Origin of the sequence: Rhodococcus sp. DMF-1, assembly GCF_021441945.1 — a bacterium.
In the GTDB taxonomy this organism is placed as follows: Bacteria; Actinomycetota; Actinomycetes; order Mycobacteriales; family Mycobacteriaceae; genus Rhodococcus; species Rhodococcus ruber.
Genome location: NZ_CP090442.1, coordinates 4,617,732 through 4,644,670, shown reverse-complemented (window position 1 = coordinate 4,644,670; position 26,939 = coordinate 4,617,732). Strand labels below are relative to the sequence as shown.

The 26,939-nt window shown below is 67.6% G+C and carries 20 protein-coding genes and 5 pseudogenes; 13 read left to right on the top strand and 12 right to left on the bottom strand.

Going from position 1 to position 26,939, the window contains the following annotated elements; all coding sequences use genetic code 11:
* Window positions 1–221: 221 nt before the first annotated feature.
* From LZP97_RS21240 to LZP97_RS21195, 10 genes and pseudogenes are all read left to right on the top strand, one after another.
* A complete protein-coding gene (locus LZP97_RS21240) occupies window positions 222–611 on the top strand; it encodes an ArsR/SmtB family transcription factor (RefSeq protein WP_081637036.1) in 390 nt (129 codons plus the stop codon).
* On the top strand, window positions 608–2,566 hold the full coding sequence (locus LZP97_RS21235; RefSeq protein ID WP_006943047.1) for a heavy metal translocating P-type ATPase: 1,959 nt from the start codon (window positions 608–610) through the stop codon (window positions 2,564–2,566). The genes LZP97_RS21240 and LZP97_RS21235 overlap by 4 nt, the downstream gene beginning before the upstream one ends.
* Window positions 2,563–3,072, top strand: a complete 510-nt coding sequence (gene lspA, locus LZP97_RS21230) for a signal peptidase II (RefSeq protein ID WP_006943046.1) — start codon at window positions 2,563–2,565, stop codon at window positions 3,070–3,072. The genes LZP97_RS21235 and lspA overlap by 4 nt, the downstream gene beginning before the upstream one ends.
* 5 nt (window positions 3,073–3,077) lie before the next feature.
* Window positions 3,078–3,251 (top strand): DUF3703 domain-containing protein, encoded by a 174-nt coding sequence (locus tag LZP97_RS21225; RefSeq protein WP_081637035.1) that lies wholly within the window; start codon window positions 3,078–3,080, stop codon window positions 3,249–3,251.
* Window positions 3,252–4,665: 1,414 nt separating this feature from the next.
* Entirely contained in the window at window positions 4,666–5,223 is a 558-nt protein-coding gene (locus LZP97_RS21220; protein WP_040273242.1) for a TlpA disulfide reductase family protein, read from the top strand.
* Window positions 5,220–6,025: pseudogene (locus LZP97_RS21215) on the top strand (cytochrome c biogenesis CcdA family protein). The gene LZP97_RS21220 and the pseudogene LZP97_RS21215 overlap by 4 nt, the downstream one beginning before the upstream one ends.
* Window positions 6,022–7,653, top strand: coding sequence for a cytochrome c biogenesis protein ResB (gene resB, locus LZP97_RS21210; protein ID WP_006942279.1), 1,632 nt, complete (start codon window positions 6,022–6,024; stop codon window positions 7,651–7,653). The pseudogene LZP97_RS21215 and the gene resB overlap by 4 nt, the downstream one beginning before the upstream one ends.
* Window positions 7,654–7,657: 4 nt before the next feature.
* Window positions 7,658–8,617, top strand: a complete 960-nt coding sequence (ccsB, locus tag LZP97_RS21205) for a c-type cytochrome biogenesis protein CcsB (protein ID WP_040269861.1) — start codon at window positions 7,658–7,660, stop codon at window positions 8,615–8,617.
* A gap of 114 nt (window positions 8,618–8,731) precedes the next feature.
* Entirely contained in the window at window positions 8,732–10,231 is a 1,500-nt protein-coding gene (gene lnt / locus LZP97_RS21200; protein WP_040273286.1) for an apolipoprotein N-acyltransferase, read from the top strand.
* 256 nt (window positions 10,232–10,487) lie between these two features.
* On the top strand, window positions 10,488–11,240 hold the full coding sequence (locus tag LZP97_RS21195; protein ID WP_040273277.1) for a M23 family metallopeptidase: 753 nt from the start codon (window positions 10,488–10,490) through the stop codon (window positions 11,238–11,240).
* Window positions 11,241–12,171: 931 nt separating this feature from the next.
* Here LZP97_RS21195 and LZP97_RS21190 read toward each other — a convergent pair.
* Window positions 12,172–13,107 (bottom strand): M56 family metallopeptidase, encoded by a 936-nt coding sequence (locus tag LZP97_RS21190; protein ID WP_006946599.1) that lies wholly within the window; start codon window positions 13,105–13,107, stop codon window positions 12,172–12,174.
* A complete protein-coding gene (locus LZP97_RS21185) occupies window positions 13,104–13,466 on the bottom strand; it encodes a BlaI/MecI/CopY family transcriptional regulator (RefSeq protein ID WP_006946598.1) in 363 nt (120 codons plus the stop codon). Before LZP97_RS21185 ends, LZP97_RS21190 begins: the two co-directional genes overlap by 4 nt.
* Window positions 13,467–13,685: 219 nt before the next feature.
* Here LZP97_RS21185 and LZP97_RS21180 point away from each other — a divergent pair.
* A pseudogene (locus LZP97_RS21180) lies at window positions 13,686–15,121 on the top strand (IS1380 family transposase).
* A gap of 244 nt (window positions 15,122–15,365) precedes the next feature.
* Here LZP97_RS21180 and LZP97_RS27520 read toward each other — a convergent pair.
* The 7 genes and pseudogenes from LZP97_RS27520 to LZP97_RS21160 form a co-directional block, all read right to left on the bottom strand.
* Window positions 15,366–15,515: pseudogene (locus LZP97_RS27520) on the bottom strand (alpha/beta-hydrolase family protein); the annotation flags it as partial.
* Window positions 15,516–15,540: 25 nt separating this feature from the next.
* A pseudogene (locus LZP97_RS27515) lies at window positions 15,541–16,044 on the bottom strand (alpha/beta-hydrolase family protein); the annotation flags it as partial.
* Between the two features lie 44 nt (window positions 16,045–16,088).
* Window positions 16,089–16,319 (bottom strand): annotated as a pseudogene (locus LZP97_RS27510) (alpha/beta-hydrolase family protein); the annotation flags it as partial.
* A gap of 457 nt (window positions 16,320–16,776) precedes the next feature.
* On the bottom strand, window positions 16,777–19,215 hold the full coding sequence (locus LZP97_RS21175; RefSeq protein ID WP_040273279.1) for a phosphoketolase family protein: 2,439 nt from the start codon (window positions 19,213–19,215) through the stop codon (window positions 16,777–16,779).
* 52 nt (window positions 19,216–19,267) lie between these two features.
* Entirely contained in the window at window positions 19,268–21,718 is a 2,451-nt protein-coding gene (locus LZP97_RS21170) for a heavy metal translocating P-type ATPase (RefSeq protein WP_006937121.1), read from the bottom strand.
* Between the two features lie 132 nt (window positions 21,719–21,850).
* On the bottom strand, window positions 21,851–22,102 hold the full coding sequence (locus LZP97_RS21165) for a membrane protein (protein ID WP_040273282.1): 252 nt from the start codon (window positions 22,100–22,102) through the stop codon (window positions 21,851–21,853).
* Window positions 22,099–22,344, bottom strand: a complete 246-nt coding sequence (locus LZP97_RS21160) for a YgaP family membrane protein (protein WP_006937119.1) — start codon at window positions 22,342–22,344, stop codon at window positions 22,099–22,101. Before LZP97_RS21160 ends, LZP97_RS21165 begins: the two co-directional genes overlap by 4 nt.
* A gap of 224 nt (window positions 22,345–22,568) precedes the next feature.
* On the opposite strand from LZP97_RS21160, the gene LZP97_RS21155 reads away from it, so the two are divergent.
* Window positions 22,569–22,835, top strand: a complete 267-nt coding sequence (locus LZP97_RS21155; protein ID WP_081636973.1) for a heavy-metal-associated domain-containing protein — start codon at window positions 22,569–22,571, stop codon at window positions 22,833–22,835.
* A 344-nt stretch (window positions 22,836–23,179) separates the two neighbouring features.
* Here LZP97_RS21155 and LZP97_RS21150 read toward each other — a convergent pair whose 3' ends face one another.
* From LZP97_RS21150 to LZP97_RS21140, 3 genes are read right to left on the bottom strand one after another with little or no spacing between them, the layout of a single operon-like run.
* Window positions 23,180–23,659, bottom strand: a complete 480-nt coding sequence (locus tag LZP97_RS21150) for a hypothetical protein (protein ID WP_006937117.1) — start codon at window positions 23,657–23,659, stop codon at window positions 23,180–23,182.
* A gap of 11 nt (window positions 23,660–23,670) precedes the next feature.
* Window positions 23,671–25,209, bottom strand: a complete 1,539-nt coding sequence (locus tag LZP97_RS21145) for a multicopper oxidase family protein (protein ID WP_006937116.1) — start codon at window positions 25,207–25,209, stop codon at window positions 23,671–23,673.
* 45 nt (window positions 25,210–25,254) lie between these two features.
* The gene (locus LZP97_RS21140) at window positions 25,255–25,500 is read right to left on the bottom strand and encodes an SHOCT domain-containing protein (protein ID WP_185113645.1); all 246 of its coding nucleotides are present in this window, start codon (window positions 25,498–25,500) and stop codon (window positions 25,255–25,257) included.
* Between the two features lie 1,116 nt (window positions 25,501–26,616).
* Here LZP97_RS21140 and LZP97_RS21135 point away from each other — a divergent pair.
* Window positions 26,617–26,760, top strand: a complete 144-nt coding sequence (locus tag LZP97_RS21135) for a hypothetical protein (RefSeq protein WP_006937112.1) — start codon at window positions 26,617–26,619, stop codon at window positions 26,758–26,760.
* Window positions 26,761–26,939: the final 179 nt, after the last annotated feature.

Genomic DNA, 26,939 nt, shown 5'->3' with positions numbered 1-26,939 from the left:
TCGCCGACTCGCTCTAATTCTTCCGGCCAGAACGCCCGATTGGTACGTCGCCGCCAAGAAGTAGCCACAGAAGACCGCCACAAAGCGATCAAGTCCACACCGGATTCCGCAGGACGCGATCGGGTGCCTGGTGGGGGTGGGGTGTGCTGTCTGAGGATCGTCAAACAGCACACCCTCCCAGGTAATTCCGTATAATCGTCGTAACCCGCTATCATCGCGGCATGACGATCAATGCGGACTGTTGTGCGACCAGAGCCTCATCGAGCGCGGCAATCCCGAATCTCGATGCGGCGGTCGCGTTGTTCCACAGCCTCTCGGACGGAACCCGGTTGGCGATCGTGCGCCGCATCGCTGAAGGTGAGGCGCGGGTGGCGGATCTGGTTGGCGAGTTGGGGTTGGCGCAGTCGACGGTGTCGGCACACGTGGCGTGCCTTCGAGACTGCAATCTTGTCGAGGGCCGCCCGCAGGGCCGGCAGGTGTTCTACTCGCTGGCCCGGCCGGAGTTGATGGACCTGCTCGCGGCCGCGGAGACGCTGCTGGCCGCGACCGGGAACGCGGTCGCGTTGTGCCCGAACTATGGCACTGACGCTGATGCGGGGGTGACGGCATGAGCGACGCGTGTGGTTGCGGCCACGACGAGCCCCGTCCTGAGGGTGAGGAGGAACGCGAGCCCGAAAAGCTGTGGCAGGTCACCGAGATCCGGGCCGCCGCCGCGGCCGGTGTGCTGCTCGTCGCGGCCCTGATCGTCCGAGTTGCTGGCGGAGCCGATGCCCTCGGATTAGGCCTCGAGATAGCGGCGCTGATCGTGGCCGGCTACACGTTCGTCCCGTCGACACTCACGCGGCTGGCCAAGGGCAAGATCGGTGTCGGCACGCTGATGACGATCGCGGCGGTCGGGGCGGTGATACTCGGCGAGGTCGGCGAGGCTGCCATGCTCGCGTTCCTGTTCGCGATCAGCGAGGGACTCGAGGAGTACGCGGTCACCCGCACCCGCCGTGGCCTGCGCGCCCTGTTGTCCCTGGTCCCAGACACCGCCACGGTGCTCCGCGGCGGCCGCGAGGAGACTGTGGCCCCGGCGGAACTCGCTCTCGGCGAGATCATGATCGTCAAGCCCGGGGAACGGATCGCTACCGACGGCATCATTCGCACCGGCCGAACCGCCCTGGACACCTCCGCGATCACCGGCGAGTCGGTGCCCGTCGAAGCCGGGCCCGGTGACGAGGTGTTCGCCGGGTCGATCAACGGCACCGGGGTCCTCGAGATCGAGGTCACCGCTGGCGCGCAGGACAACTCGCTGGCCAAGATCGTGCGGATCGTCGAGGCCGAGCAGTCCCGCAAGGGCGAGGCACAGCGTCTGGCCGACAAGATCGCCAAACCTCTTGTCCCGGCCGTCATGGTGGCGGCCGCGATCATCGCCGCCGTCGGCAGCCTGGCCGGGGACCCGCGGGTGTGGATCGAACGCGCCCTCGTGGTGCTCGTCGCAGCCTCACCGTGCGCGCTGGCGATCGCGATCCCCGTCACGGTCGTCGCCGCAATCGGCGCCGCGTCCAAGCTCGGTGTCCTGGTCAAGGGCGGTGCCGCGCTCGAAGCGCTCGGCCGCATCCGCGCCGTCGCGTTGGACAAGACCGGCACCCTCACCCGTAATCAGCCCGTCGTGATCGACGTCGCCACCGCGAACGGCACCACACGCGAAGACGTCCTCGCAGTGGCCGCCGCATTGGAGGCGCGCAGCGAACACCCGCTGGCCCGAGCGATCCTCGCTGCCGTCGACCACTACGTGCCCGCGGATGAGGTCGAGGCCGTGACCGGTGCCGGACTGACCGGCCACATCGACGGCACACCGGTCCGGCTCGGCCGACCCGGCTGGATCGACCCCGCTGTGCTCGCCGCCGATATCGAGCGGATGCAGCACGCCGGCGCCACCGCGGTCCTGATCGAACGCGCCGGCACCGTCATCGGAGCGGTCGCCGTCCGCGACGAACTCCGCCCCGAGGCGCGCGAGGTGATCGCGGGCCTGCGCCGCGACGGCTACCACGTCGCGATGCTCACCGGCGACAACGACCGCACCGCCCGCGCCCTGGCCACCGACGTCGGCATCGACGAGGTGCACGCCGACCTGCGCCCGGAGGACAAGGCCCGCATCGTCGGAACCCTCCGGACTGCTCGTCCGACCGCGATGGTCGGCGACGGCGTCAACGACGCGCCGGCCCTCGCCACCGCGGACCTCGGAATCGCGATGGGTGCGATGGGAACCGACGTCGCCATCGAAACCGCCGACGTCGCCCTGATGGGCGAGGACCTGCGCCACCTGCCTCAAGCACTGCATCACGCGCGCCGGTCCCGGACGATCATGCTGCAGAACGTCGGCCTGTCCCTGGCGATCATCACCGTCTTGATGCCGCTGGCCCTGTTCGGTGTTCTCGGCCTGGCCGCCGTCGTCCTCGTCCACGAAGTCGCCGAGATCGTCGTCATCGCCAACGGCGTCCGGGCCGGGCGCGCCCGAACCCTCACCGCGGCGACACCCTCGGCGATCGCGCGCGAACCGCTCGCCGGAGCCCGGTCATGACGTCCGCTGAGGTCCCTGTCTCGACCTCCCCGGCGGGATGGCGTCACGGCCGCCGCACCCTCGTCACGGTCGCCGTCATCCTGGCGGCGGCAGCGATGGTCGTCGGTCCGATTGCACACGAAGCCCTGTCCGGAGGTCGCACCGTCGACCTCGGCCTGCTGCAACTGCAGCTGACCTACAACACCGGGGTCGCGTTCAGTCTCGGTGACCAACTCCCCACCGCGGTCGTTCTCACGGTCACCGCAGCCGTCACCGCAGCGATCAGCGTGTTCGCCTGGCGCACCGCACCTGACGGCCGACCGATCCAGACCGTCGGACTCGCCGCGATCGTCGCCGGCGCCACCGCGAACGTCATCGACCGACTCCTCGACGGCAAGGTGACCGACTACTTCTATACCGGATGGTTTGCCACCTTCAACCTCGCCGACACCTTCATCACCTGCGGCGCAGTCCTCGTCATCGGTGCCCTACTCCTCGAATCCGCCAGCAAGGACGACGTGCCGTGAGCCGAATGGCTGAACACCTGCGCAGCGCCTACACCGCGGAAATGACCGCCGCCCGCCGCGCTGCCAACAACACCAATCCCTGGCGGCACCTCGAACGCGCCCACATCATCTCCCAGCCCTACCCCGGGAAGACCGGCTTCCGGCTCGGGTTGGTGCTTATCACACCTACTTCCTGCTGATCCGCGGGGATGGAACAGTCCGATGATCCCGCCCAGGACAACCCGTGGACCTGGAAGTAGAGCTGTCCGGCTGACGAAGCCTTCCCGGCCGGGTCCGCCTCGATTCAGCCTCGCCTGACTGTCGTCCGCATGAACACGGCACCGCGACGACGCCGGCAAGATCCGCTGCTGTCGGGTCCGGCCGAAAAACGAGCAGATCGCCCCGGAATACCTGCTCAGTCTTCAACTGGAACCGACAGCTGCGCCTGTCTCTGACCTTGACCCCGCCCGGCAACAGCGCACGTCGGAATGTATCCCTATCACCAGTCGAGTGTGTGCAGGCGAGATCCTGATTCCCGCACACCGGCCCGCTGGTGGTCGGCGAGATCTGTCAGGTAATCGGAGGTCTACCTGCGGTTCATCGACGTCACCAGGTTCGGTGACACCACCCCCGGATCATTCGAGAGACAGGGGCAAGAAGTCATACCGAACTTAGCGACCGTCGCCCCGCGGTGCGGGACCACCGAAGAAGGTAGCGGTACGTTCCATTCTGTCGCGTGGATCAGAGAAGCACCATGATGACGCCTGGTGATCAGGTGCAGGTCGGCCCGGGCGCGGCATACCCCGACCCAGGGAAACCGACCCACAAGGAAAATGGCCGTCGAGCCGCAGCTGAGCCCGGCCAATCGGCCGGTAAATACTATGTCGCGTAGTATTTCGACCGGACGACAACGGAAGGGGCCCACATGTCTACCAGAGCTGCGCGGTCGATCGCGTGTCCGCTCGTCATCGCCGGGCTCGTGGGCCGTTGTGGCCTGACGGGAAGACGACGACAGACCCCCAGCGGATTCCGGCCTACCGCCCACGACCGTAGCCGCACTCTCCAGCCCGGCTGGCAGGGCCCTGCCCGGTCCGGGCGCACCACCGTCCTGTCCGACCGGCGCCGGCGTCGGCACCGCGCGCCCTGGAGCGGACACAACGGTGCGGTGCCGGAGTCCGGAGCGGCCGGTCGATGTCGGTGCCGCCATGACCGGGGCGCCGGCACTGCTCGCCCGGGGGGCGTCGTGGTACGGACCGTGCCGGGAGAGGATTCCCCTGTTCAAAGCCTACGCTCACGAGACCGGCGCGGTGCGCGCGATCGGGGTCAACGTGCCGGATCCCGTGGCTTCCGCCGCGACGCCGACGACCGACCTGTGCATCGGCTATCCCTCGTTCCTCGAGACCGACGACCGGGCGCAGAATGCTCTTGCCTGCCTACCCGGGCTGCCTCCGACCTTGCTCCGGCGGCGGGACGGTTCGGGGGGGACCGGATCGCCACTCCTACGATGCGCTCGGACCGGCTCCGTGCCGCCGTCAACTGGCTGCCGTGAGGAGGGGCGCGACGCCGACTGGTCGACTGGGGTGTCGACTGCTGGCACGGGCGGTCCTCGCCGTGATGGTGCTGCTGGGGGCCGGTGCCTGTGGCACCGGAACCGACGCCGTCGCCCAGGGCGGCACCTTCGATTTCGTCGCCCCCGGCGGCCAGACCGATATCTTCTACGACCCGCCGTCCGCCCGCGGCACCCTCGGGCCGCTCTCCGGCCCGGATCTGATGGCCGACGGTGTCACCGTGGATTTGGCCGACTATGCCGGCCAGGTGGTGGTGCTCAATCTGTGGGGCCAGTGGTGCGCCCCGTGCCGCAGCGAAGCCGACGATCTCGAACGCGCCTACGCCGCCACCCGGGCTCTGGGGGTGCAGTTTCTCGGCATCAACGTCCGCGATCCTCAACGTGACAAGGCACAGGACTTCGTGATCGACAACAACGTCTCCTACCCGTCCATCTACGATCCGCCGATGCGCACCCTGATCGCCCTGGGGGGGAACTTCCCCACGAGCGTCATCCCCTCCACCCTCGTTCTCGACCGGCAGCATCGGGTCGCCGCGGTGTTCCTGCGGGCGCTGCTGACCGAGGATCTGCAGCCGGTCATCGAGCGAGTGGCGGCGGAGTCATGATCGTCCTGGCGCAAGAACTGGGCACCAGCTTCCAGACGGTCGCCGCCACCGGGCCGCTCGTGTTCGCGCTGGCGGCGGCGGCGCTGGCCGGTCTGGTCTCCTTCGCTTCGCCGTGCTGTATTCCGCTCGTGCCCGGGTACTTGTCGTACCTGGCCGCGGTCTCGGGGGCGGAAGCACCGACGGTCACGGCGGGCGATACGCGTGTCCGCGCCGCCGGACGGTGGCGGGTCACCGGTGCCGCGTTGTTGTTCGTCGCCGGGTTCACCGTGGTGTTCGTCCTGGCCACGGCGTCGGTCTTCGGGGTGATCGGGGCGTTGCGCGTCAACCAGGAACTGCTTCAACGCATCGGTGGCGCCGTCACCGTGGTCATGGGGTTGACCTTCCTCGGGTGGGTCCCCGCCTTGCAGAAGAATCTGCGTTTCGCCCCGCGGCAGATCTCCTCGCTGGCAGGAGCTCCTTGCTGGGTGGAGTGTTCGCCCTCGGCTGGACACCGTGCCTGGGCCCGACGCTGGCCGGGGTGCTCTCGGTGGCCGCCGGCACCGAAGGCACCACCGCCGCCCGTGGCGTGGTGCTGATCATCGCCTACTGCCTGGGGTTGGGATTGCCGTTCGTCGCGCTGGCCTTCGGCTCCTCTTCCGCCCTGCGTGGGGTGGGATGGCTGCGCCGCAACTCCCGCAATATCCAGATCGCCGGGGGCATGCTGCTCGTGGTGGTCGGATTCGCCTTGATGACCGGAGTCTGGGAGATGTTCATCGCCTGGATCCGCGACGAGTTCGTCACTGACGTGGTGCTGCCGATATGACCGTCACCGACCGTGCTCCGGCCTCGAAGCCGTCACCGCCGCCGGAACCCTCACCGCTGCGCCGAGCCGTCGCCACGGCACGCAACCTATGGCGTCAGCTCACCTCCATGCGCACCGCTTTAGTGTTGCTGTTCCTGCTCGCCCTCGCTGCCGTCCCCGGGGCGTTGCTGCCCCAGCGAAGCCTCAACGCCGGCAAGGTCGACGAGTACATCGCCGCGCGTCCGGTCCTCGGCCCCGTCCTGGACCGGCTCGAAGCGTTCGACGTGTTCGCCAGCTTCTGGTTCACCGCCGTCTACGCCCTGCTGATGGTTTCGCTCATCGGCTGCCTGATCCCCCGGCTGCGCGAGCATCTGCGCGCTGTGCGCAGCGCCCCGGTACCTGCACCGCGCAACCTGTCGCGATTGCCGCATCACCACCAGGGGCTGCTCGACGCGCCGGTCGAGGAGTCCCTCGACCGGGTCCACGACCTGCTGCGAGGCTGGCGTCTGACCACCCGCACCGAGCCCGGCGCGGTACAGGCGGTATCCGCGGAAAAAGGGTATCTGCGCGAAGCCGGCAACCTGGTCTTCCACTTCTCGCTGGTCGGGCTGCTGGTGGCGGTGGCCACCGGTCGGCTGTTCGGGTACGAGGGGTCGGTGATCGTCATCGCCGACGGCGGGCCGGGATTGTGCAACACCTCCCCGGCGGTGTACGACTCGTTCCGCGCCGGAGCCGCCACCGACGGCACCGGACTCGATCCGTTCTGCCTCAAGGTCGAAGATTTTTCCGCCGACTACCTCGACAACGGGCAAGCCGAAATGTTCACCTCCACGCTGTCCTACCAGACCGGCACGGACATCGGCACCGACCGCTGGCAGCGGTACCAAGTGCGGGTCAACGAGCCGCTGCGGCTGGGCGACGAACGGGTGTATCTCACCGGTCACGGTTACGCCCCCCGGTTCACCGTGACCTTCCCCGACGGGCAACAACGCACCGAGACACTGCAGTTCGCCCCCGAAGACGCCACCACGTTCCTCAGCAGCGGAGCGCTGCGCTTCGACCCGCCCGGCGGCACCTATCCGGATCCGGACGAGCGTCGCCGCAACCAGATCGCGATCGAAGGATTGTTCGCTCCCACCGCCGCGTTCAACGGCACCCTGCTCACCTCGGTGTTCCCCGACATGCGCGATCCCGCAGTGGCCGTCGACATCTACAAGGGCGACACCGGCCTCGACACCGGCATTCCCCAGTCGATCTTCTCGCTCAACGCCGAGATGATCAACCAAGGCCGACTGGTCAAACAGGCCCGGGTCAACCTGCGACCCGGAGAACACACCACCCTCACCGACGGCACCACCGTCCGGTTCGACGGCGCCGAGGAATTCGCCTACCTGCAGGTCTCCCACGACCCTGCCCAGAACTGGGTGCTGGTCTTCGCGATCACCATGATGGGCGGGCTGGTGGCCTCACTGGTGATCAAACGCCGCCGGATCTGGGTGCGGCTGCGCCCCGCCGGCCGCGGCACCGCCGTCGAACTCGGCGGGCTGGCCCGCACCGACCACGCCGGCTGGGGACCGGAATTCACCGATATCTGCCGACGCCTGGCCCCCGGGACCGGGGCATCACCTGCTGCGAAAAAGGACCGCTAGAGCCATGCCGATCGACGACACCCTCGCCCGTTACTCCGACCTGAGCTTCGAGGCCGCCTTCGCCGTCTACCTGCTGGCCCTGGTGCTGTTCGTCGCCGAATTCGCCGCGGTCCGCACCCGCCGCACCGACCCCACCCTCGTCCCCGCCGCAGCTGTCCCCCCGGCAGCCCCCGGGCCCGGCCGGGTGATCACGCCGACCGGGCGCGAGCTGTCGGACCGGCTCGGCCGGATGGGCATCAGCGTGCTCGTGGTCGCCTGGATCCTGCACGTGGGGTCGATGGTGCTGCGCGGGCTGGCCACCGCCCGTTTCCCCTGGGGCAACATGTACGAGTTCGTCACCGTCACTTGTGCGATCGGGGTGCTCGCCGGTCTGATCGTGCTGCGCCGCCCGGCGCTGCGGGTGGTGTGGATGTTCGCGTTGCTCCCGGTGCTGGTGCTGCTGTTCGTCGCCGGCACCGTGCTCTACGCCGACGCCGCCCCGGTGGTGCCGGCGTTGCAGTCGTTCTGGCTGCCGATCCACGTGTCGGTGGTGTCCGTCTCGAGCGGGGTGTTCCTCGTCTCGGGGGTGGCCAGCATGTTGTTTCTGCTGGCGCTGCGCGCCGAACACCGCCCCGGGAGCCGGCTGGCGACGATGACGGCGCGCCTGCCCGACGCCCGCGCCCTCGACCGCCTGGCCTACCGCACCACGATCTTCGCCTTCCCGCTGTTCGGCGCCGGGGTCATCCTCGGGGCGATCTGGGCCGAGGCCGCCTGGGGCCGATTCTGGGGCTGGGACCCGAAAGAAACCGTCTCGTTCATCGCCTGGGTGATCTACGCCGCGTACCTGCACGCCCGCGCCACCGCCGGCTGGCGCGAAACCCGCGCCGCATGGATCAACATCGCCGGTTTCGTAGCGATGCTGTTCAACCTGTTCGTCATCAACATGGTCGTCTCCGGCCTGCACTCCTACGCCGGGCTGAACTGACCCTGCCCACCCCGACCCCGGCAGACGCATCGGCCTCTCGCCGCAAAGGACCATATGACCCTCGCCGTGACAGGCACCACTGCCGACACCGGACCGTGGCCGAGCCGACGGGAGATGTGGTCACCACGCCTGCTGCGCTGTGCTGCCGCGGCGCTTGCGGGGCTGCTGCTGTACGCCAGTTTCCCTCCCCGCACCGGATGGTGGTGGCTGGCTCCGGCCGGGATCGCCGTACTGACCGCAACGGTGACGCGCCGCAGCCTACGTGCCGGATTCGGCTACGGCTACCTTGCCGGCCTCGGGTTCTTCCTGCCGTTGCTGCCGTGGGTGGGGGTCTACGTCGGAGCAGTGCCGTGGGTGGCGCTTGCCGCCGTCCAGGCGCTGGCCGTCGGCGGGTTCGGGGCACTCGCCGCGGCGCTCAGTTCTCGCCCAGGGGCGCCGCTGTCCATCGCCGGAGCCTGGGTGGTCACCGAGGCGGTGCGCGCACGAGTGCCCTTCGGTGGATTTCCCTGGGGACGGCTTGCTTTCGGTCAGGCCGAGGGCCCTTTCCTGTCTCTGGCATCGTTCGTGGGCGCGCCGGGAATGAGTTTCGCTGTGGCACTGACCGGTACTGCCGCCGCAGCTGCCGGGGTCTTCCTGCGAGTCCGGCGGCGCCGCGCAGGGCTTTCCATGGCCGCGCTCGCCGGGGTACCGCTGGCATTGTCACCCCCGGCCGCGGTGATCGGCTCGGTGGCCGCACCGGGCCCGCCGGTCACCGTCGCCGCAGTGCAGGGCAATGTCCCTCGGACGGGGCTGGACTTCAATGCCCAACGGCGCGCTGTACTCGACAATCACCTTGCGGCCACCGAACGGCTCGCCGCCGAGGTGGCAGCAGGACGACTCCCGCGTCCCGATCTGGTGATATGGCCGGAGAACTCCTCGGACATCGATCCACTACGCAACCGTGATGCCCGCGCCGGGCTCGACCGGGCCACCGCGGCGATCGGTGTGCCGGTCCTCGTCGGCGCCGTCCTCGACAACGGTGACGGCACCAGCGGCAACAGCGCACTGGTGTGGGATCCGACCACCGGCCCCGGCCAGCAGCACCTCAAACGCCGCCTGGTGCCGTTCGGTGAGTATCTTCCGCTGCGCCCGGTAATCGAACGGTTGTGGCCGGCCTCGGCTCGAGCCGGCAACTTCGTTGCGGGAGACGGCACCGGCCGCATCGATCTCAACGGTGTGCCCGTCGCGGTGGCCACCTGCTATGAAGTCGCCTTCGACGATGCGGTCGCCGAGTCGGTGCGCGCCGGAGCTCAATTGATCACCGTCCCCACCAACAACGCCACATTCGGGCGCACCGAGATGACCTATCAGCAATTGGCCATGTCGCGGGTGCGCGCCGTCGAGCACGGCCGCTCCGTGATCGTCGCGGCCACCACCGGAGTCAGCGCCTTGATCATCCCCGACGGCACTGTCGTCGAGCACAGCGCGATGTTCACCGCCGACACCCTCGTCGGAAAGCTCCCGCTGAACACCGAACTGACTTGGGCCACCCGCCTGGGCGCTGGACCGGAAGCATTGTTCTCCCTCGCTGCTTTGCCCTCTCTACTGGTCCGTCGTCGGCCTCACACCCGATGAACTACTAAACGAGGTAGTTTTTTCCGTACTCGTCGTATATCTTTTCGTTATCTTCAGTTACCGGCTCCCTACGGGCGCCGGAGAGAAAACGCATGTCAGGAGTAGTTAAGTGGGGCGACACCATCTTTCCGCGCCGGACCGGGACCGACGCATCCGTGACACGACTGTGACTTTTCGGTCACAGTCGTCAGGGCGGAGCGGTCGCCACCGGGTACAAGCAGCACGTGAGACGCACACGACCGTGTGGGCCTCGGCAGTGGCCACCGGAACGCTGCTGACGGTGGGTTCCCAGTTTGCTTCTCCTGCGGTGGCCGGTGCGCACCCCACCCAGGTGAACAACGACGTCCACGCTGCCGCTCCCCTCCCTGCAGACATGGCCGCGCTGACCGCCCTGCCCGAAGTCGATGCGGCACTCGACCAACTCGCCGCCGCCCAACACCTCCTCCCCACACTCCCTACCCCGGATCCAACTCCTGCCCCGGAGGCGAGCCAGGTCCCGACCCCCCAGCCGGCCCCGGATCCCGCCCCCTCACCCGCACCGGCTCCGGCCGCCCCGTGGAACGTACCCCCGCTCGCCGTCATGGCCCCGCCGACGTCGCCCCAGCCGCTCGCAGTGGCACCCGTCTCGGGGACCTTGACCTCTCCTTTCGGCCCCCGATGGGGCACCACCCACGCCGGCCTCGACATCGCCAACAACATCGGCACACCGGTGTACGCGGCCGCGGCCGGCACCGTGATCAACTCCGGCCCGGCCTCCGGGTTCGGCTTATGGGTCCAGATCCGCCACGACGACGGATCGACCACCACGTACGGGCACATCAACGAGACCTTGGTCGCGGTCGGCCAACAGGTGCAGGCCGGCGAGCAGATCGCCACCGTCGGAAACCGAGGTCAATCCACCGGCCCGCATCTGCATTTCGAAACCACGGATTCGAACGGGATGAAGGTCGATCCGATCCAGTGGCTCGCAGCACGCGGAGTCGCCGAGGCGGACCTGGCGCGCGTGTAGTTCACGCGTGTCTCTAGTGCGTCGAGGACGCTGCCGTGATTTGGGGCGCTCCGAAACGGTCATACCGACCCTGAGGAGACCTCGAGCACTCATTTTGAATGCATGGGTGGCCGCGGGAGCGATAGCGGTGACGCAGCGCCGCGGCGTCCGTCCTCGACAATTCTCCAGTCCGTTAACGTCCCGTGGCGGGGCGTACGCAGGCGCCTCCTCTCGGGTGACCTCGATGTGGTGTCCTGGTCGCTCCGGGGATCGCCACCGAGGGCGCACGTGAGGTACGAGTCCCCGCACGCGGGTGGCAGCTCAGGCCCCGGCGTCGGAGACCCTGGAGATGAGGTGTTCCGGCGCAGCTTCCTCGCTTCGCTGAACAGACGCAGCCTGTCCGTGCCCGATTGGTGATCGGCGACCAGCATGCCGACGTGGCCGCCGCATTGCGGCGCCGCTTCCCAAGGGTGGGTTTCGTCAATGGTCTGGCCGCAGGGGCGAGGCGTCACCGGTGCCAGGTGCATGTCGTGCGTGATGGCGCTGGCACACGTGCCGTCGACAACGTCGCAGTCCGACATGGTCACCGCGGTGTTTCGCACGATCTTCGTCCAGTCCGATCCCGACCAGTTGGCCGCGGATTCCCCAAGATCGGTCCTTTGAGGGGCCACGCCAAGGCGGTGGTGTCGGCGTTCAGTGCATTCCCGCGCGCGCATGGTCGAAGATTTAGTCGACCACTCCGTTGGGTGGGTAGACAAGAGGCTCGAGTGCTGAGCCGGCGTCGTGGGATCGCCCGCAGGCGAAGCAGCCGTGCTCCGGCTCGAACACCGCGCTCCGGGCCAAGAACCTGTGGATCCAGGATCTGCGGAGAGGACGACGCGTCGCGAGCCCGGTGGGCGCCACCGCTACAGAGAGGAACTACCGCTGCAGGGTAGGCCCTGGGGGATCCTTCTCAGGCCACACACGCGACGGCGGACGCAACGGTGGCGCCCGCGAGAACGGTGACGGCGGGCCCCAGCATCGAGACGGCGACGATGGCCGCGCATGACAGTCGCGGCCAGCGTGCCCGACCGGTAGTCCGCAACTTCCGCAGCCGCAGTGACGTGTCGTTGCTCAATCCCAACGTCCCAGCGGGGCGGGGCAAAGAGGACGCCGACACCGCAGTCAACGCGGCCCGTACCGTGGGAACGCTGGTGATCCGGGCCGCGTGCTGATCCGCAGTGAGTTCGACGAGAGTCTTCACGGCAGTTGGGGCCGCACCGAAGAGGGGTACGTAGGGAAACACCGCGGCGAGAATGTCGCACGCACTGACGATGCGATGGTGCCGGCCCAGTAGGTGAGCGCGCTCGTGCGCGAGCACAGCGTCGCGTTCGCCGGTGCTCAGACAGTTGGACAATCCTTCGGTAGCCACCACGAAGCCGGGCCGACCGCTGACGCTGTAGGCCAAGGGCATCGGATGATCGAGCCACATCACGTCGTCGCCCCGTGATCGAGCAACGATGGCCACGACCTCACGGTGGTAGTCACGCACCCGTGCCTGCGCCCGCGTGTATCGCCGGCCTATCGCAGTCGTGCGGACTACCGCGGCAACCAGAGCGAGAGTTCCGATGCCGGCGAGCGCCTCGGTGATCCATGGCGCCGCGGCGTGAGAGACAACCGACAAACACCACACCAGTGCCTCGACGGTCGCTTCGGCGGGGGCATGGTCGGGCCAGAGGGAAACGACGACCGCCGACGTGCCAAAGAACAGCGTGCCGCCGATGCTGCCCAGCCACGCTGCCAGCGCCAGCCCCGGCGGCAAGGGTGTGTCGGTCAGGCGTTGAAGCAGCCTCGGTGACGCTACCGCGATCAGAACGGCACCGAGGAGCAGAATTACGGCCAAAGTCATCGATTGGGCGTCCTACGCGTCCGGCCTCGACGCAGAGCGTCGAACTCCCGATCGGTTACCGTCTTAGCGAAATGCAACAGCACGGCACTGGAGTCGGCGCTGCCGTCGAGCAACGCCCGCAACGCCTGGGAAGTGGCTTCCTCTCGGCTACAGGTGGGCGAGTAGAAGTAGGCGCGGCTACGTTTCACCCGCTGCACCCAACCCTTTTCATGGAGGTGGGTCACCACGGTCAAGATCGTGGTGTAGGCGAACTGCTTGCGGTCGCGCAGGCGCTCCACGAGGTCGTGCACCGACTGTGGTTCGTCGGTGGACCACAGTTCGTTCATCACCTCGGCTTCGAGCCCCCCCAGTCCCTGCATAGTTCTCCTTGCAACATCCGCCATCCGTCCATCGCCCCGGACGGGGCTCCCCGGCTATGGGTTCCTCGTTCAGCGGTTATCCCTTGTCATGCTACTAAGCCTGGATGCACCGAACCGGCGGAGATAACCAGCGCGTCGTAACAACGAAATGCCCTGTCGTAGTGAAAGAATTGAACTTCTCACAGAAACAATTCGGCCACCACGAAGGGCATCTCGCAGATGCAACTCTCTCACACCCGCCCCGTCACCGCCGCGAGGTTCGACGATGCGAATCTCGTGTCGACCGCCGGACTGGTCCCGATCATGGCCTTGGCCCGTAGTGGCGGCCTGCTCACCCTCACCGAGCAGCATCTGAGCCTGCCCACCGACAAAGGCGCCCACCCCGGAGCCAAGATCGGATCGTTGGTCGCGGGCATGGTCGCCGGCGCTGACAGTATCGCCGACATGGCCCTGCTACGACACGGGGCGATGGGAACACTGTTCGACCGCCCGTACGCGCCCTCGACGCTGGGGTCGTTCCTGCGCACCTTCGCCTTCGGACACGTCCGGCAACTCGATGCCGTCGCCTCCCGATTCCTGTGCGCCCTGACCACCGATACCCCACTGGCCTCGGGTTTCGACACCGGACGGATGCTGGTCGACATCGACGATTCGATCATCGAAGTGCACGGGCACGGCAAACAGGGTTCCGGATACGGCTACTCCGGGGTCCGCGGACTGAACGCGCTGATCACCACGGTCACCACCGACACCGCAGCCCCGGTGATCGTCGGACAACGCCTACGCAAAGGGTCCTGCGGATCAGCGCGTGGAGCAGCCCGGATGATCGCCGACACCCTGTCCACCGTCGCGCACCTGCGCCGAGCGACCGACCCAGCAGCGGGAACCACAGCGCCAGCCGCACCGGCACCGCTGGCGCGGGCCGACTCGGCGTTCTACGGATATCCCACCATCTCGGCTGCGCTGCGCGGCGGAGCCGACGTCTCGGTCACCGTCCGCCTGACCACGCCTATCAAGACCGCGATCGCCTCGATCGACGACGATGCGTGGACCCCGATCGAATACACCAACGCGGTCTACGACCACGACACCGAACGATGGATCTCGGCAGCCGACGTCGCGGAGATACCGTTCACCGCGTTCGCCTCGAAGAAGAAGGCCCGCCGGGTTCCGGGTCGGTTGATCGTACGGCGTATCCCTGACCTGCGGCCGAAGAAGACCAGGGACAAGGCGAGTTGTTCGACGTCTGGCGGTTCCATGCCTTCTTCACCACCACCGACCCCACCGATCTCGATACCGTCGCCGCCGACAAGCTCCACCGCCATCACGCGATCATCGAGCAGGTCCACGCGGACCTGAAGAACTCCGCGCTCGCTCACCTGCCGTCGTCTCGGTTCACCGCCAATGCTGCATGGTTGGTCTGCGCGGTGATGGCCTTCAACCTCACCCGCGCCGCGGCCGCCGTCACCGGCGATCCGAAGCTGATCAAGGCGACCACAGGCAGTATCCGGCGGACCATCGTGTCGGTTCCCGCACGTATCGCGTCGTCGGCACGCCGGTTGACGTTGCATCTACCCCGGAGCTGGCCGTGGGAACCGGCGTGGAACACCCTGTTCGACACGGTGTTCGGGCGAAACCGGCCGATCGTCAGCTAACCGGCTCGTCCTTGCCCGTCTACGACACGAAAGATCCAGTGGAACAACCCGACACGAGCGGTCGGGCGGTCAGCTATCTCCACACTCTTCCCGAAGGCGCGCAAAGGAAGTCACGACGACAACATCAGCCGATCGGTGCATTGAGGCTAAGTAGCGTAGTTGGGCGCCTATCACACCGAGAAGGTGCGGTCCGTTTCCCGACCGAGGGACTGTTCGGGGGTGTGGTGGCCGGCGCGCGGTGTTCTCAGCGCTTCTGTGGTGACGCCGCCGCAGCGCGAGCGATACGCTCGGTGTCGGTTTCGCTCCATCCCTGCGGCGTTGCGACCGCGACCCAGGCGTAGGGCATCAGGTCGGTGTAGTTGTGTCCGTGTCCCGGCGACGCAGCCTGCGCCTCGGCGAGGTCGACGGGTTACCTGTCCGAAGGTCACGAACGGGTGCCAGCGCATGGCGGGGCTGCGATCAGAACCTGGCGTTTCGGACAGCCAGTCCGGCCGCGAAATCACTAGCGCAGGATCCCACCACACAAGCGGATCGGAGCTGTGTTGCAGGTACAACATCCGTGGGGGCGTCCACGGGCCGGTCGCGGTGTGCAACGCGTCCGTATCGGACCCCGCCAGATCCTGCCGGGTCGCGGCGAACCGGACGACGAGCCCACCGGCGTAGGTCGGCAGCACCTCGGTTGTGCAGGGATCGCGCCGATCTTGCACAGTGCGCCACAGCCGCGTCGAGTTCGGGGGACCGACGAACAGTGCGCCGTCGACCGATCGCCGCAGGTCATCCAGGTCATCGAAGGCGGATTCCATCGCCTGCGCGCCGAGACCGTCACCATAGACAACCAGGCGCGGGCGGTGGTCCGGAGGAAGCTGCGCCCACCGCTGGCGGACACCTTCGACGAGCGCGGTGGCGGCGGCTCGGTCGACCAGATACGAGAGTCAGCTCGGCAGGAACGAGTACTGCATGCGACGATGGCGGTGTCTCCGTTGTACATCAACTCTACGGAGTCGGTTGCGACCGGATCGATTTCGCCGGCCCCGGTCGTACCGGCCACGACGAGGATCTTCCGATCCCACGCCCCGGTGCGATCGAGTTCGGCGAGAACCAAACTCACCCGCGCGGCGATGCCGGTCGTGGATTCGAGGCCGACGTAGACCCGGATCGGTTCGCGGGCCGCGCTGGCGTCGATCGTCGCCAATTCCACCGGTCCGCGACCGCCGCTGACGAACGACCGCCCCTGCAACCCGAGTGTGTCCCACGACGACGAGCACCACCACCACCGCCAGCAGCAGCACGCGCGGTGCAGCTACATTCGCCGCGCCCGCAGGCAGTCGCACTCGCAGGCAGTCGCGCTCGCACGCGGAGCAGATGCCCCACCCCGCAGTACCCGGCCGCAATGGACCGTAGGTGACCGCACCCAGGTGGTGCACTGCGGGTCACCCTAATGAGAGCCGGCAGGTCCGGCGATACGGCAGACTCGTCACCGGTAGCGGCGGACAGGTGAGCACTCGATCTAGGGCGACATGCCCGTGGACCGCTCGCTCCGCACCGACGAAACCAGGTGAAGCACCCCGGGACGAGGCGGGCGTCCGCCGCAAGAGCATCGGCAGACGAGCGAGACACCGCAGCACGTCACCTGAATCAGATTGCATGTTCTCCGGTCATGCTTGGTGCTCGGCGGAAAGAACTTGGTCGGATGTCCCCGGGACCGTTCCCCGTGCCCGGCCCCACTCCCAGTCGCGGATGTCGGGCATGTCCTCCCCGTGCGTGCGGATGAACTGGTGGTGCTCGACGAGCCGGTTCTTCAGGTACTCGCGCGCGTACGCGGAGATCGGATGCAGACGGGGCACCCGGTCGACGACGTCCATGGCGAGGTCGAACCGGTCGATCTGGTTGAGCACGCACATGTCGAACGGCGTGGTGGTGGTGCCCTCCTCCTTGTACCCGCGCACATGGATGTTGTCGTGGTTGGTACGCCGGTACGTCAGGCGGTGGATCAGCCACGGGTAGCCGTGGTAGGCGAAGATCACCGGCTTGTCCGTGGTGAACAGCGAGTCGAATTCGCGGTCCGACAGTCCGTGCGGATGCTCCGTGTGGTCCTGCAGCCGCATCAGATCCACGACGTTCACGACGCGGATCTTCAGGTCGGGGAACCATTCGAGCAGGATCTCCACGGCGGCGAGGGTTTCCATGGTGGGCACGTCGCCGGCGCAGCCGAGCACCACGTCGGGTTCGACCCCCTGGTCGGTGCCGGCCCAGTCCCAGATCCCGATTCCCTTGGTGCAGTGCACGATTGCCGCATCCATGTCGAGGTACTGCAGTTGCGGTTGCTTGCCGGCGACGATCACGTTGACGTACTGCCGGGTGCGCAGGCAGTGGTCGGCCACCGACAGCAGGGTGTTCGCGTCCGGCGGCAGGTACACGCGGATCACGTCGGCCTTCTTGTTGACGACGTGGTCGATGAAGCCCGGGTCCTGGTGCGAGAAGCCGTTGTGGTCCTGCCGCCACACGTGCGAGGTGAGCAGGTAGTTCAGCGACGGTATCGGCCGGCGCCAGTCGATGCCGTTGGTGGTGCGCAGCCACTTGGCGTGCTGGTTGAACATCGAGTCGACGATGTGGACGAAGGCCTCGTAGCAGGAGAAGAAGCCGTGCCGGCCAGTCAGCAGATAGCCCTCGAGCCAGCCCTGGCAGGTGTGCTCGGACAGGATCTCCATCACCCGCCCGTCGGGGGCGAGTCGGTCGTCGGTGGGCAGGATGCGGGCGTTCCAGGTGCGTGCGGTGGCCTCGAGGACCGGACCGAGGCGGTTGGAGTTGTTCTCGTCCGGTGAGAACACGCGGAAGGTGCTCGTGTTCTCGCGCATGACGTCGCGCAGGAAGGTACCGAGCACGCGGGTCGATTCGACGCTGCCGGTACCGGGCGCCTCGACCGGCACGGCGTAGTCGCGGAAGTCCGGCAACGCCAGGTCTCGTACGAGCGGCCCGCCGTTGGCATGGGGGTTGGCGCTCATCCGCCGCTCCCCCGCCGGGTGCAGGTCGCGGATCGCGGGCACGGGGGCACCGTGGTCGTCGAACAGTTCCTCGGGCCGGTAACTGCGCAGCCACTCCTCGAGAATCTTGCGGTGGCTTTCGTCGTCGCGGGCATTGGCGAAGGGCACCTGGTGCGAGCGCCAGTACCCTTCGACCGGGAGACCGTCGACCTCCTTCGGTCCGGTCCAGCCCTTCGGGGAACGCAGCACGATCATCGGCCAGCGCGGTCGCTCGGTGACCCCGTCGCGGCGGGCGCGGCGCCGGATCTCGAGGATCGCATCGACGCAGTGGTCCAGGGCCGCCGCGAACGCCTGGTGCATGCGCTCGGGATCGGAGCCCTCGACGAATACCGGATCGTGGCCGTAGCCGCGGAGCAGGTGCTCGAGCTCGTCGTGGTCGATGCGGGCGAGGACGGTCGGGTTGGCGATCTTGTACCCGTTCAGGTGCAGGATCGGCAGCACGGCGCCGTCCCGGCGCGGGTCGACGAACTTGGTGGAGTGCCAGCTGGTGGCGAGGGGCCCGGTCTCGGCCTCGCCGTCGCCCACCACGGCAGCGACGATGAGGTCCGGGTTGTCGAAGGCGGCGCCGTAGGCGTGCGACAGGGCGTACCCGAGCTCGCCGCCCTCGTGGATGGACCCGGGTGTCTCGGGGGCGACGTGGCTAGGGATGCCGCCGGGGAACGAGAACTGGGTGAACAGCCGGGCCATGCCGTCCGCATCCTGGGACACGTCGGGGTAGATCTCGCTGTAGGTGCCCTCGAGCCAGGCCGCGGCGACGGGCCCGGGACCGCCGTGCCCGGGACCCATCACGTACATCACGTCCAGCTCGCGGGCGGCGATCGCGCGGTTGAGGTGGGCGTAGACGAAGTTCAGCCCCGGGGTGGTGCCCCAGTGTCCGAGCAGCCGGGGCTTGATGTGCTCGGGACGCAACGGCTCGCGCAGCAGCGGGTTGCCCATGAGGTAGATCTGCCCCACCGACAGGTAGTTCGCGGCTCGCCACCAGGTGTCGAGCGCGGCGAGCTCCTCGCGGCTCAGCGGTCCGGTGCGGTCCGGCGTATGCACGGTTGTGTCCATGGTGTTCCTCGTCTCGTCGTCCAGCGCGAGTGTCCGCGGCAGCGACTTTCGGTCAGCGTGGACCCGTCGGTGTGGGCTCGGGCGCCCGCGTCCGCTCGCTCGGTTCAGGCTGGGGCGGCGTAGGCAGTTGCAGTCGTTTGAGCATCAGTGCGTTGACCGCGACGATCAGGCTCGAGCCGGACATCGAAATCGCGGCGATCTCCGGGCGCAGCACCAGCCCGAATGCGGGCTCGAACACGCCGGCGGCGATCGGCAGCGCGATGACGTTGTACCCGACCGCCCAGCCGAGATTCTGCCGCATCTTGCGCAAGGTGCCCCGGCCGATGCGCAGCGCGATCGGCACATCCAGCGGGTCCGAACGCATCAGCACCAGATCGGCGGTTTCGATCGCGACATCGGTGCCGGCACCGATGGCGATGCCCAGATCCGCCTGCGCGAGGGCGGGTGCGTCGTTGACGCCGTCGCCGACCATGGCGACCTTCTTCCCGCCGCGTTGCAGTTCGGCGATCTTGTCGGCCTTGTCGCCGGGCAGCACCTCGGCGATGACGGTGTCGATGCCCAGTTGTCCGGCGATGCGCCGGGCTGTGGCCTCGTTGTCGCCGGAGAGCATGACCACCTCGATGCCGAGTTCGTGCAGCGACGCCACCGCCTCGGCCGAGGTCTCCCGGGCGGCGTCGGCCAGGGCGATCACCCCGACGCCGCGGCCGTCGACCGCGACGAGGACCGCGGTGCGGCCGGTCGACGCCAGCTCGTCGCGTCGGTCCATCAATGCCCCGAACTCGACATTCTCGGCCACCATCAACTTGCGGTTGCCCACGGCCACCCGCCGGCCCGCCACCTCGGCGACCGCGCCGTGTCCGGGCACGTTGCGGAAGTTCTCCAACGACACCTCTGGTATGTCGCGGGCGGTCGCGTAGCGCACGATCGCACCGGCGAGGGGATGCTCGGATTCGCGTTCGACCGCCGTCACCAGAGCCAGCATTTCGTCCTCGTCGAGCCCGTCGACGACGACGTCGGTGACCTCCGGTTCGCCCTTGGTCAAGGTGCCGGTCTTGTCCATCACCACGGTGTCGATGCGGGCCGAGGTCTCGAGGGCGGTGGCGTTCTTGAACAGCACGCCGCGCTGGGCGCCGAGGCCGGTGCCGACCATGATCGCGGTCGGGGTGGCCAACCCCAGCGCGTCGGGGCAGGTGATCACCACGACGGTGATGGCGAACAATATCGCCATCTGTACGTTCCCGTCGACGAGCCACCACACCAGGAAGGTGCCCACGCCGCCGATCAGGGCGACGAAGACCAGCCAGAACGCGGCGCGATCGGCCAGGCGCTGGCCGGGTGCCTTGGAGTTCTGCGCCTCTTGCACCAGTGCGACGATCTGCGCGAGCGCGGTGTCGGAGCCGACCTTGGTCGCCCGGACCCGCAGGGTGCCGGTGGTGTTGATCGAGGCACCGATCACCTCGGATCCTTCGGTCTTGGTCACCGGCAGGGACTCCCCGGTGACCATCGATTCGTCGACCTCGGAACTGCCGGTCTCGACGGTGCCGTCGACCGGGATCTTCGCCCCCGGTCGGATCAGAAGCAGGTCCCCGACCACGACCTCGGCGGTGGGGATCTCCACCGGCTGCCCGTCGCGCAGGACCACCGCCTGCGGGGGGGCGAGTTCGAGCAGGGTCCGGATGGCGTCGTTGGCGCCGCCGCGGGCGCGCATCTCGAACCAGTGCCCGAGCAGCACGAAACTCGCCAGCACGGTGGCGGCCTCGTAGAACACCTCGCCGCCGCCGGTCAGGGTGACGCCCACGCTGTAGAGCCAGCCGGTGCCGATCGCGACGGCGACGAGCACCATCATGTCCAGGGTCCGCGCCTTCAGCGCCCGGAAGGCACCGTCGAAGAAGATCCAGGACGAGTAGAAGATCACCGGCAGGCTCAGCAACAACATGAACACGTCGTCGCGGAGGCCGAACGGCGCCGGCACGGTGAATCCGAGGACTTCTCGGCCGATGGGAGACCACAAGGTGATCGGGATCGACAGCACCAGCGCCACCAGGAACCGGTTGCGCATGTCGCGGACCATGGCGTCCATCGACATCCCGGCGTGACCGCCGTGGCCCATCATCTCCTGGGCGGAGCGGGTGCCGTGCTCGGCGGGCATTTCGTGCGCTGCATGGCCTCCGTGCGCGGCGTGTTCGGTATGCGTCGCGTGCTCGGCATGGGGTGTTCGAGAGTCGAGGGCAGGGTTGACCAGTTCAGAGGGTGCCTCGGTCATCGGATCACAGATGTGATGCGGGACCGACCGCCCGGTGCAGTGGTACCCGCAGTCCCGCACCCATGTCGACAGCTCCGCCACCGAGGTTCGGGTCGGGTCGTAGGTGACGGTGGCGGTCTGGTTTGCCGCGTTCGCCTCCACCGTGGTCACGCCCGGTCGGCGCCGTAGCACCGATTCGATCACTGCAGTCGATGTCGCCCAGTGCAACCCACCGACCTCGAGAACGGTGGTTTCGTCCATTCGCTTCGACTCCTCTTGTGATGATGATGGTGGGTCGTCGGGTCGCCTCGGAATGGCGACTACGGCACTCGGCCCTCTGTGCTCGCGGGACGACTGACCCACGGTATCGAGACCAGCCCATCGGCGCCTTCGTCAATGCCGGTGTCCGCCCCCGGGGAGCATCATCATCGCCATCATTCCCAGACAGGCCAAGGCGAACACCACCGCTCCGGCTCCTACGGTGCCGGTGAGCACCAATACGAGGGCGATGACGAGCATCGGGATGCAGCACGCGATCATCATCCAGCGGTGACGACCGTGACCGCCACTGTTCTGAGGTCCGCCATGACCCTCGGGATGATCGTGGAGCCCGGGTTGCGGGTCGCGCCGTTCTTCGTTCGTCATGATGTTCCGCCCTTCAACGAGGCTGGGACATATCCCAGCTTCTGGTACAGCGGGCAGTGACCGGTTGCCCCGGTTACCACCAGGTCCAGCCCTGCGAGAATCAACAGCACAGCCAGCACCGCAGTGACCGCCGTGGCGCCGCCCATGAGCACATATGCCCCGCCGACCACGCCGGCGAGGCCGATCATGACTCGGGCAATCCGCTCGGCGGGTGTGACATTGATACTCCACTTGTGCATCATCACCGCTCCTCGAGGTCCGCTGGGAGCCGCTATCGCAGCCGGCCTGTCCGAACAGATCCGAGTCTTCCTCCCGCAGATGTGGCCTTGACCGGTCATTCCATGAAGATTCGTTGAAGAATCCTCCGCGCACGCCCTCACCCCTGTGCTAGATACCCCATTGGGGTATATAACCGAGGAGTGGACGGATCTTCCGTCCGTCCGAGCACACGAGAGGGCGTAGAGCAATGAACGGCACCACAGTCAAGGTTCGAGGTATGACATGCGGACACTGCGTGTCGACGGTGAAGGCCGCAGTCGGATCCGTCCCCGGGGTGACCGCCGTGGAGGTGGACCTGCAATCCGGCACTGTCACCAGTACTGGTACCGCATCTCCCCATGCTGTAGCCGAAGCCATTTCGCAAGCCGGATACGATGTCGACTCCGCCGAGCAGTCGATGCCGGCCACTCAGGCCCTTCCGCGAACGGGGAAGTCCGGGGGATGCTGCGGCTGACCCTTGATCACGGCGGCGGCGCCGATGCGCCGCCGCCGTCCGGATCGCAACCGAGGGTGATATGGCCCTACCGGAAGATCGAGCTCAGAGCCGATCAGCCCCGGTTCCTCCCGGCCATGTAACACCCGCGGTGTCCGGAACGACGCTCTTTCCGGCCGTTCTGGCGTGATCCGACCACCGGGCGGACCGATACGCAAGGCTTCCCGAGGCCCGACGGTCGTTGCCTGCGCAGGCGATGCTCCACCACGTACCGCACACGACGCCGAATCGGTACTCGACGCGAACGTACGCGGCAACCAGTAGAGCCGTACCGCCACGGCAGCGGCCATGCCTGCCCAACGATTTCATCCGCCGTGGTGTTCACCGTGTTCGGTCGGGGTGCTGGTCACCGTCGCGGAGGTCTGTCCCGGCAGTTCCGACGGATCGTCGGAGGTGTTTCCGGTGAGAGCGGGACCGATGACGAACGCGGACAGCGCGAACATCCCGGCGAACACCACCAAGGCGATCGCCGGCGCCTTCCAGGTGTGGAAACGACGATACAACCGGCGCAGCATCGGGATCGAGAACACCACACCGAGACCGAAGAAGAGCAGATTGCCGCCGGCGCCGGTGACCAAGGCTGCTCCGGCGATCAGACCGACATGATGCAGCACGTGCGGCACCAAACCCATCACCGCACCGATCGCCCCGGAGACGGCGTTCCACACTGCCGCCAGTGCACCCTTTTTCGTGGGTTCGGCCGCGGCCGCGGGTATCGACTCGTCGATGGGGGCGTCCTGGGCGAGAGGGTGAGAGTGATGATGCTCGCCGGGATGCATCGACATGGGGATCCTCCTCAGGCCCGGTAGGACACGGTCGTCATCATTCCCGCCTCCTGGTGGTAGGCGTTGTGGCAGTGCAGGGCCCACTGCCCGGGATTGTCGGCGTCGAACTCGACCTCCACGGTCTGCATGGGGCGCACTGTGACGGTGTCCTTGCGTGCGCCACCGGAGACCAGCGCGAAGGTGTGCCCGTGCACGTGCATCGGATGGAACATCATGGACATGTTGCGAAAACGCATGCGCACGCGTTGGCCCTGCGCGACGGCCAGGGGTGCAGCGTCGGGGAAGGCACGTCCGTTGAGTGTCCACCGGTACGGAGACATGGTGCCGCCCATGTCCACGCTCAGATAGTTGTCGTGCGACTTGCTCGCCAGACGGACCTGCTCGCGGGGACTCAGGTCGGTACCGAGCAGGACCTGCCGGTCCAGTTCCGCGGGCCGGGTATCGGTGGGGCCGGCACTGCCGGCGCCGGTGCGCACCAGCGCCACACCGTATCCGGGTTTGCCTTCAGCGGCGGCGTAGAGGGGAAACACCCCGTCGGCGAGGGTGACCAGGACATCGAACCGCTCGCCCATGCCGATCAGCAGGGCGTCGGTCTCGCGGGGAGTGACGGGGAACCCGTCGCTGTGGGTGACCGTCATCCGGTGCCCTCCGAGGGCGAGGCGGAAGGCAGTATCCGAACCGGCGTTGACGATCCGCAGGCGAATCCGCCGCCCCGGCACCGCGGTCAAGCTCACCGGATCGGTGGGGATTCGACCGTTGACCAGGTAGTACGGGTAGTTGACATCGCCGGCGCCACCGAGCAGATCCGACTGCATCGTCTCTGCGCCCATGTCCCCCATACCCTCCATGTCTTCCATGGAGCCGTGATCCATTCCGCCCATTTCCCCCGCGGATTCGGATCCCTCCCCGGACGCAGCCATGCCGAGTTCGCGGGCGACGTCGTCGGGGGTGCGTCCGGTGCCGTCGACCCAGTCGTCGAGCACGACGACCCATTCGTCGTCGTAGCCGCCGGGCTCGGCCGGGTCGTCGATCACCACCACCCCATACAGGCCGCGGTCGAGTTGGACTCCCGAATGCGAGTGGTAGAAGTAGGTGCCGGGGTGGGGGGCGGTGAATTCGTAGGTGAACGCACCGCCCGGGGCGATGGGATCCTGCGTCAGTCCCGGGACTCCGTCCATGTCGTTGCTCAGCGCGATGCCGTGGAAATGGATGCTGGTGTCGGCAGGAAGTTGATTGTCCACCCGCACCTGTAGCAGGTCCCCGGCCCGGGCCCGTAGCAGCGGACCGGGCAGCGTGTCACCGTATCCCCAGGTCTGCACGATCCGGCCCCCGAGGTCGATCTGAGTCGGGCGCGCCGCCAGGTGCGCGGGGACGATCGTTTGATTCGCCACCCGGCGCTGGGCTTCGAGCCGGCGTACCGCTTCGGCAGTCGGCGCCACCGGATCCCCGGTGGCCCCGGTTCGGCCGCATCCGGACAGGCCACCGAAGGCCACCGCCCCGGCGGCAGCGGACGCGCCGATCAAGAAACGGCGACGGGACATCTGCACCACACATCACTCCTGAAAACGTCGACAGCGCCCGCTACGGGCGACCGGTCAGCGGGTCGAACGCAGCGCCTTCAGCCGCGTCCGGTATTCCTCGACGTCGATCTCGCCGCGGGCGAACCGGGCGTCGAGCAAGCTCACCGGATCGTCGCTGTGAGGGACGGGTCCGGTGCCGATGCGGTGCTCGGGACGGAACACCGCAGCGATGCCGAACACCACCAGCGCCCAGAAACCGAACATGGCCAGCGCCATCAGCAGCCAGCCGACCCAGCCCATCGCACCCCATTGCCACATCATGGTCGCTCCTTCCTCGAAGCTCGATGTCGATCCTCGTCGCCGAACCCCACGGTGGAGGTAGGCGTTTGATGAAGGTTCGCTGAAGAAGGGCTGCGACGGATCTGCCGCCCCCGCAGGAACCCCGGCCGGTGCAGGGCGTCCGATTACGAGCCACCGGCCAACCCCGCCGCTGCCTACCGAACCGGTGATCCGATCCCCGGTCGAGCGCGTGTCCGGGCGGCCGAGGGATGAAGTGCCGCAGGCCACGGTGGCGCACCGATCCGGATCACACGCCGATGCCGCCGTAGATCATGCCCGGTCCGATCCCTCGAATGTTCTGTCCCGCCGATCGACCACACCGGCGGGGTTCCGATCCTCGACCGCGTAGTCGGGGCCCGCAGTGCCTCACTCCGGTCCAACGCGGCATTCCTGCGGTCGGTCCGCTAGTGGTCATCGGCGTCAGTTCGTCGGTGACCACACCCAGGCAGCCTGCCCGAACTCGGGGAGGTTGCGTCCGGGTCGTGTCGACGCACTCGGGCCAGGTAGTCGTTGAGGTCAGCGCGCGTGTACCGCCAGTCGAACGGGCGAGCAGTGGTGTTGTAGCGGTCCTCGAACGCCAGGATCCGGGTGGCAAGGACATCGAGGTTCGGCGAAGTCGACCGGGGCGATGGCCCTGCGTTGCAGGACGGAGAAGAAGATCTCCACCTGATTCAACCACGACGCGCACACCGGAAGGTGCATCGATGTCGCTGTCGGCCAAGCTGACTGCATTCGCTCAACCGAACGGGTCCCGTTGTGGGACGAGCCGTTGCCGACGACCCAGAACACCCGCGTGGCCAGAGGCATACGGTTCGGTGGTCATCACCTTCTCGACCAGTTCGGCGAACCAGGCGATCCCCGTCTTCGGGGCGATGGTGCCGAGTACCTGCCCGCCGTGCGCGTCGTACGCGGCGAAGTACGCTAACGTGCCGCCGCGGCCGCATGGCCTGCACCAGTCCGCCCGAGCCCGAGACCGATGGACCACGATCGCCCGGATCGAGTTGCGGTTCCGGGCACCGTACGCCTACGTCGAGGCCGTACTGACCGACGGACAGACCCTGACCCCTGTGCCGGCTCAAGTACGCCGGTTACGCCACCATGTGGGGCTTCGCGATCTACCGTGCCAGCCACGACGACTCCCAGAATTCCTACCTGGCCACCGGCCACAGTGCCGGCACCGCCGAGGACGCCCTCGACACCGCCTGCGGCCTCTACCTCGCCGCCCTCACGGCCTGGACCTGAACCCCGACGAACTAACGCCGATGACCACTGATCGTAGCCCCACGGTGTCGCGGCAGTTATTATTTCGCACCGTCGCGAGCCGCCGACCGTGGCGGAGCAACGACCGCACCGCGGGAAGGTGACCGACCGGAGCTGAGACGGTGATTGGTGCACCTACGGAAACGTAAGTGCGGACACCC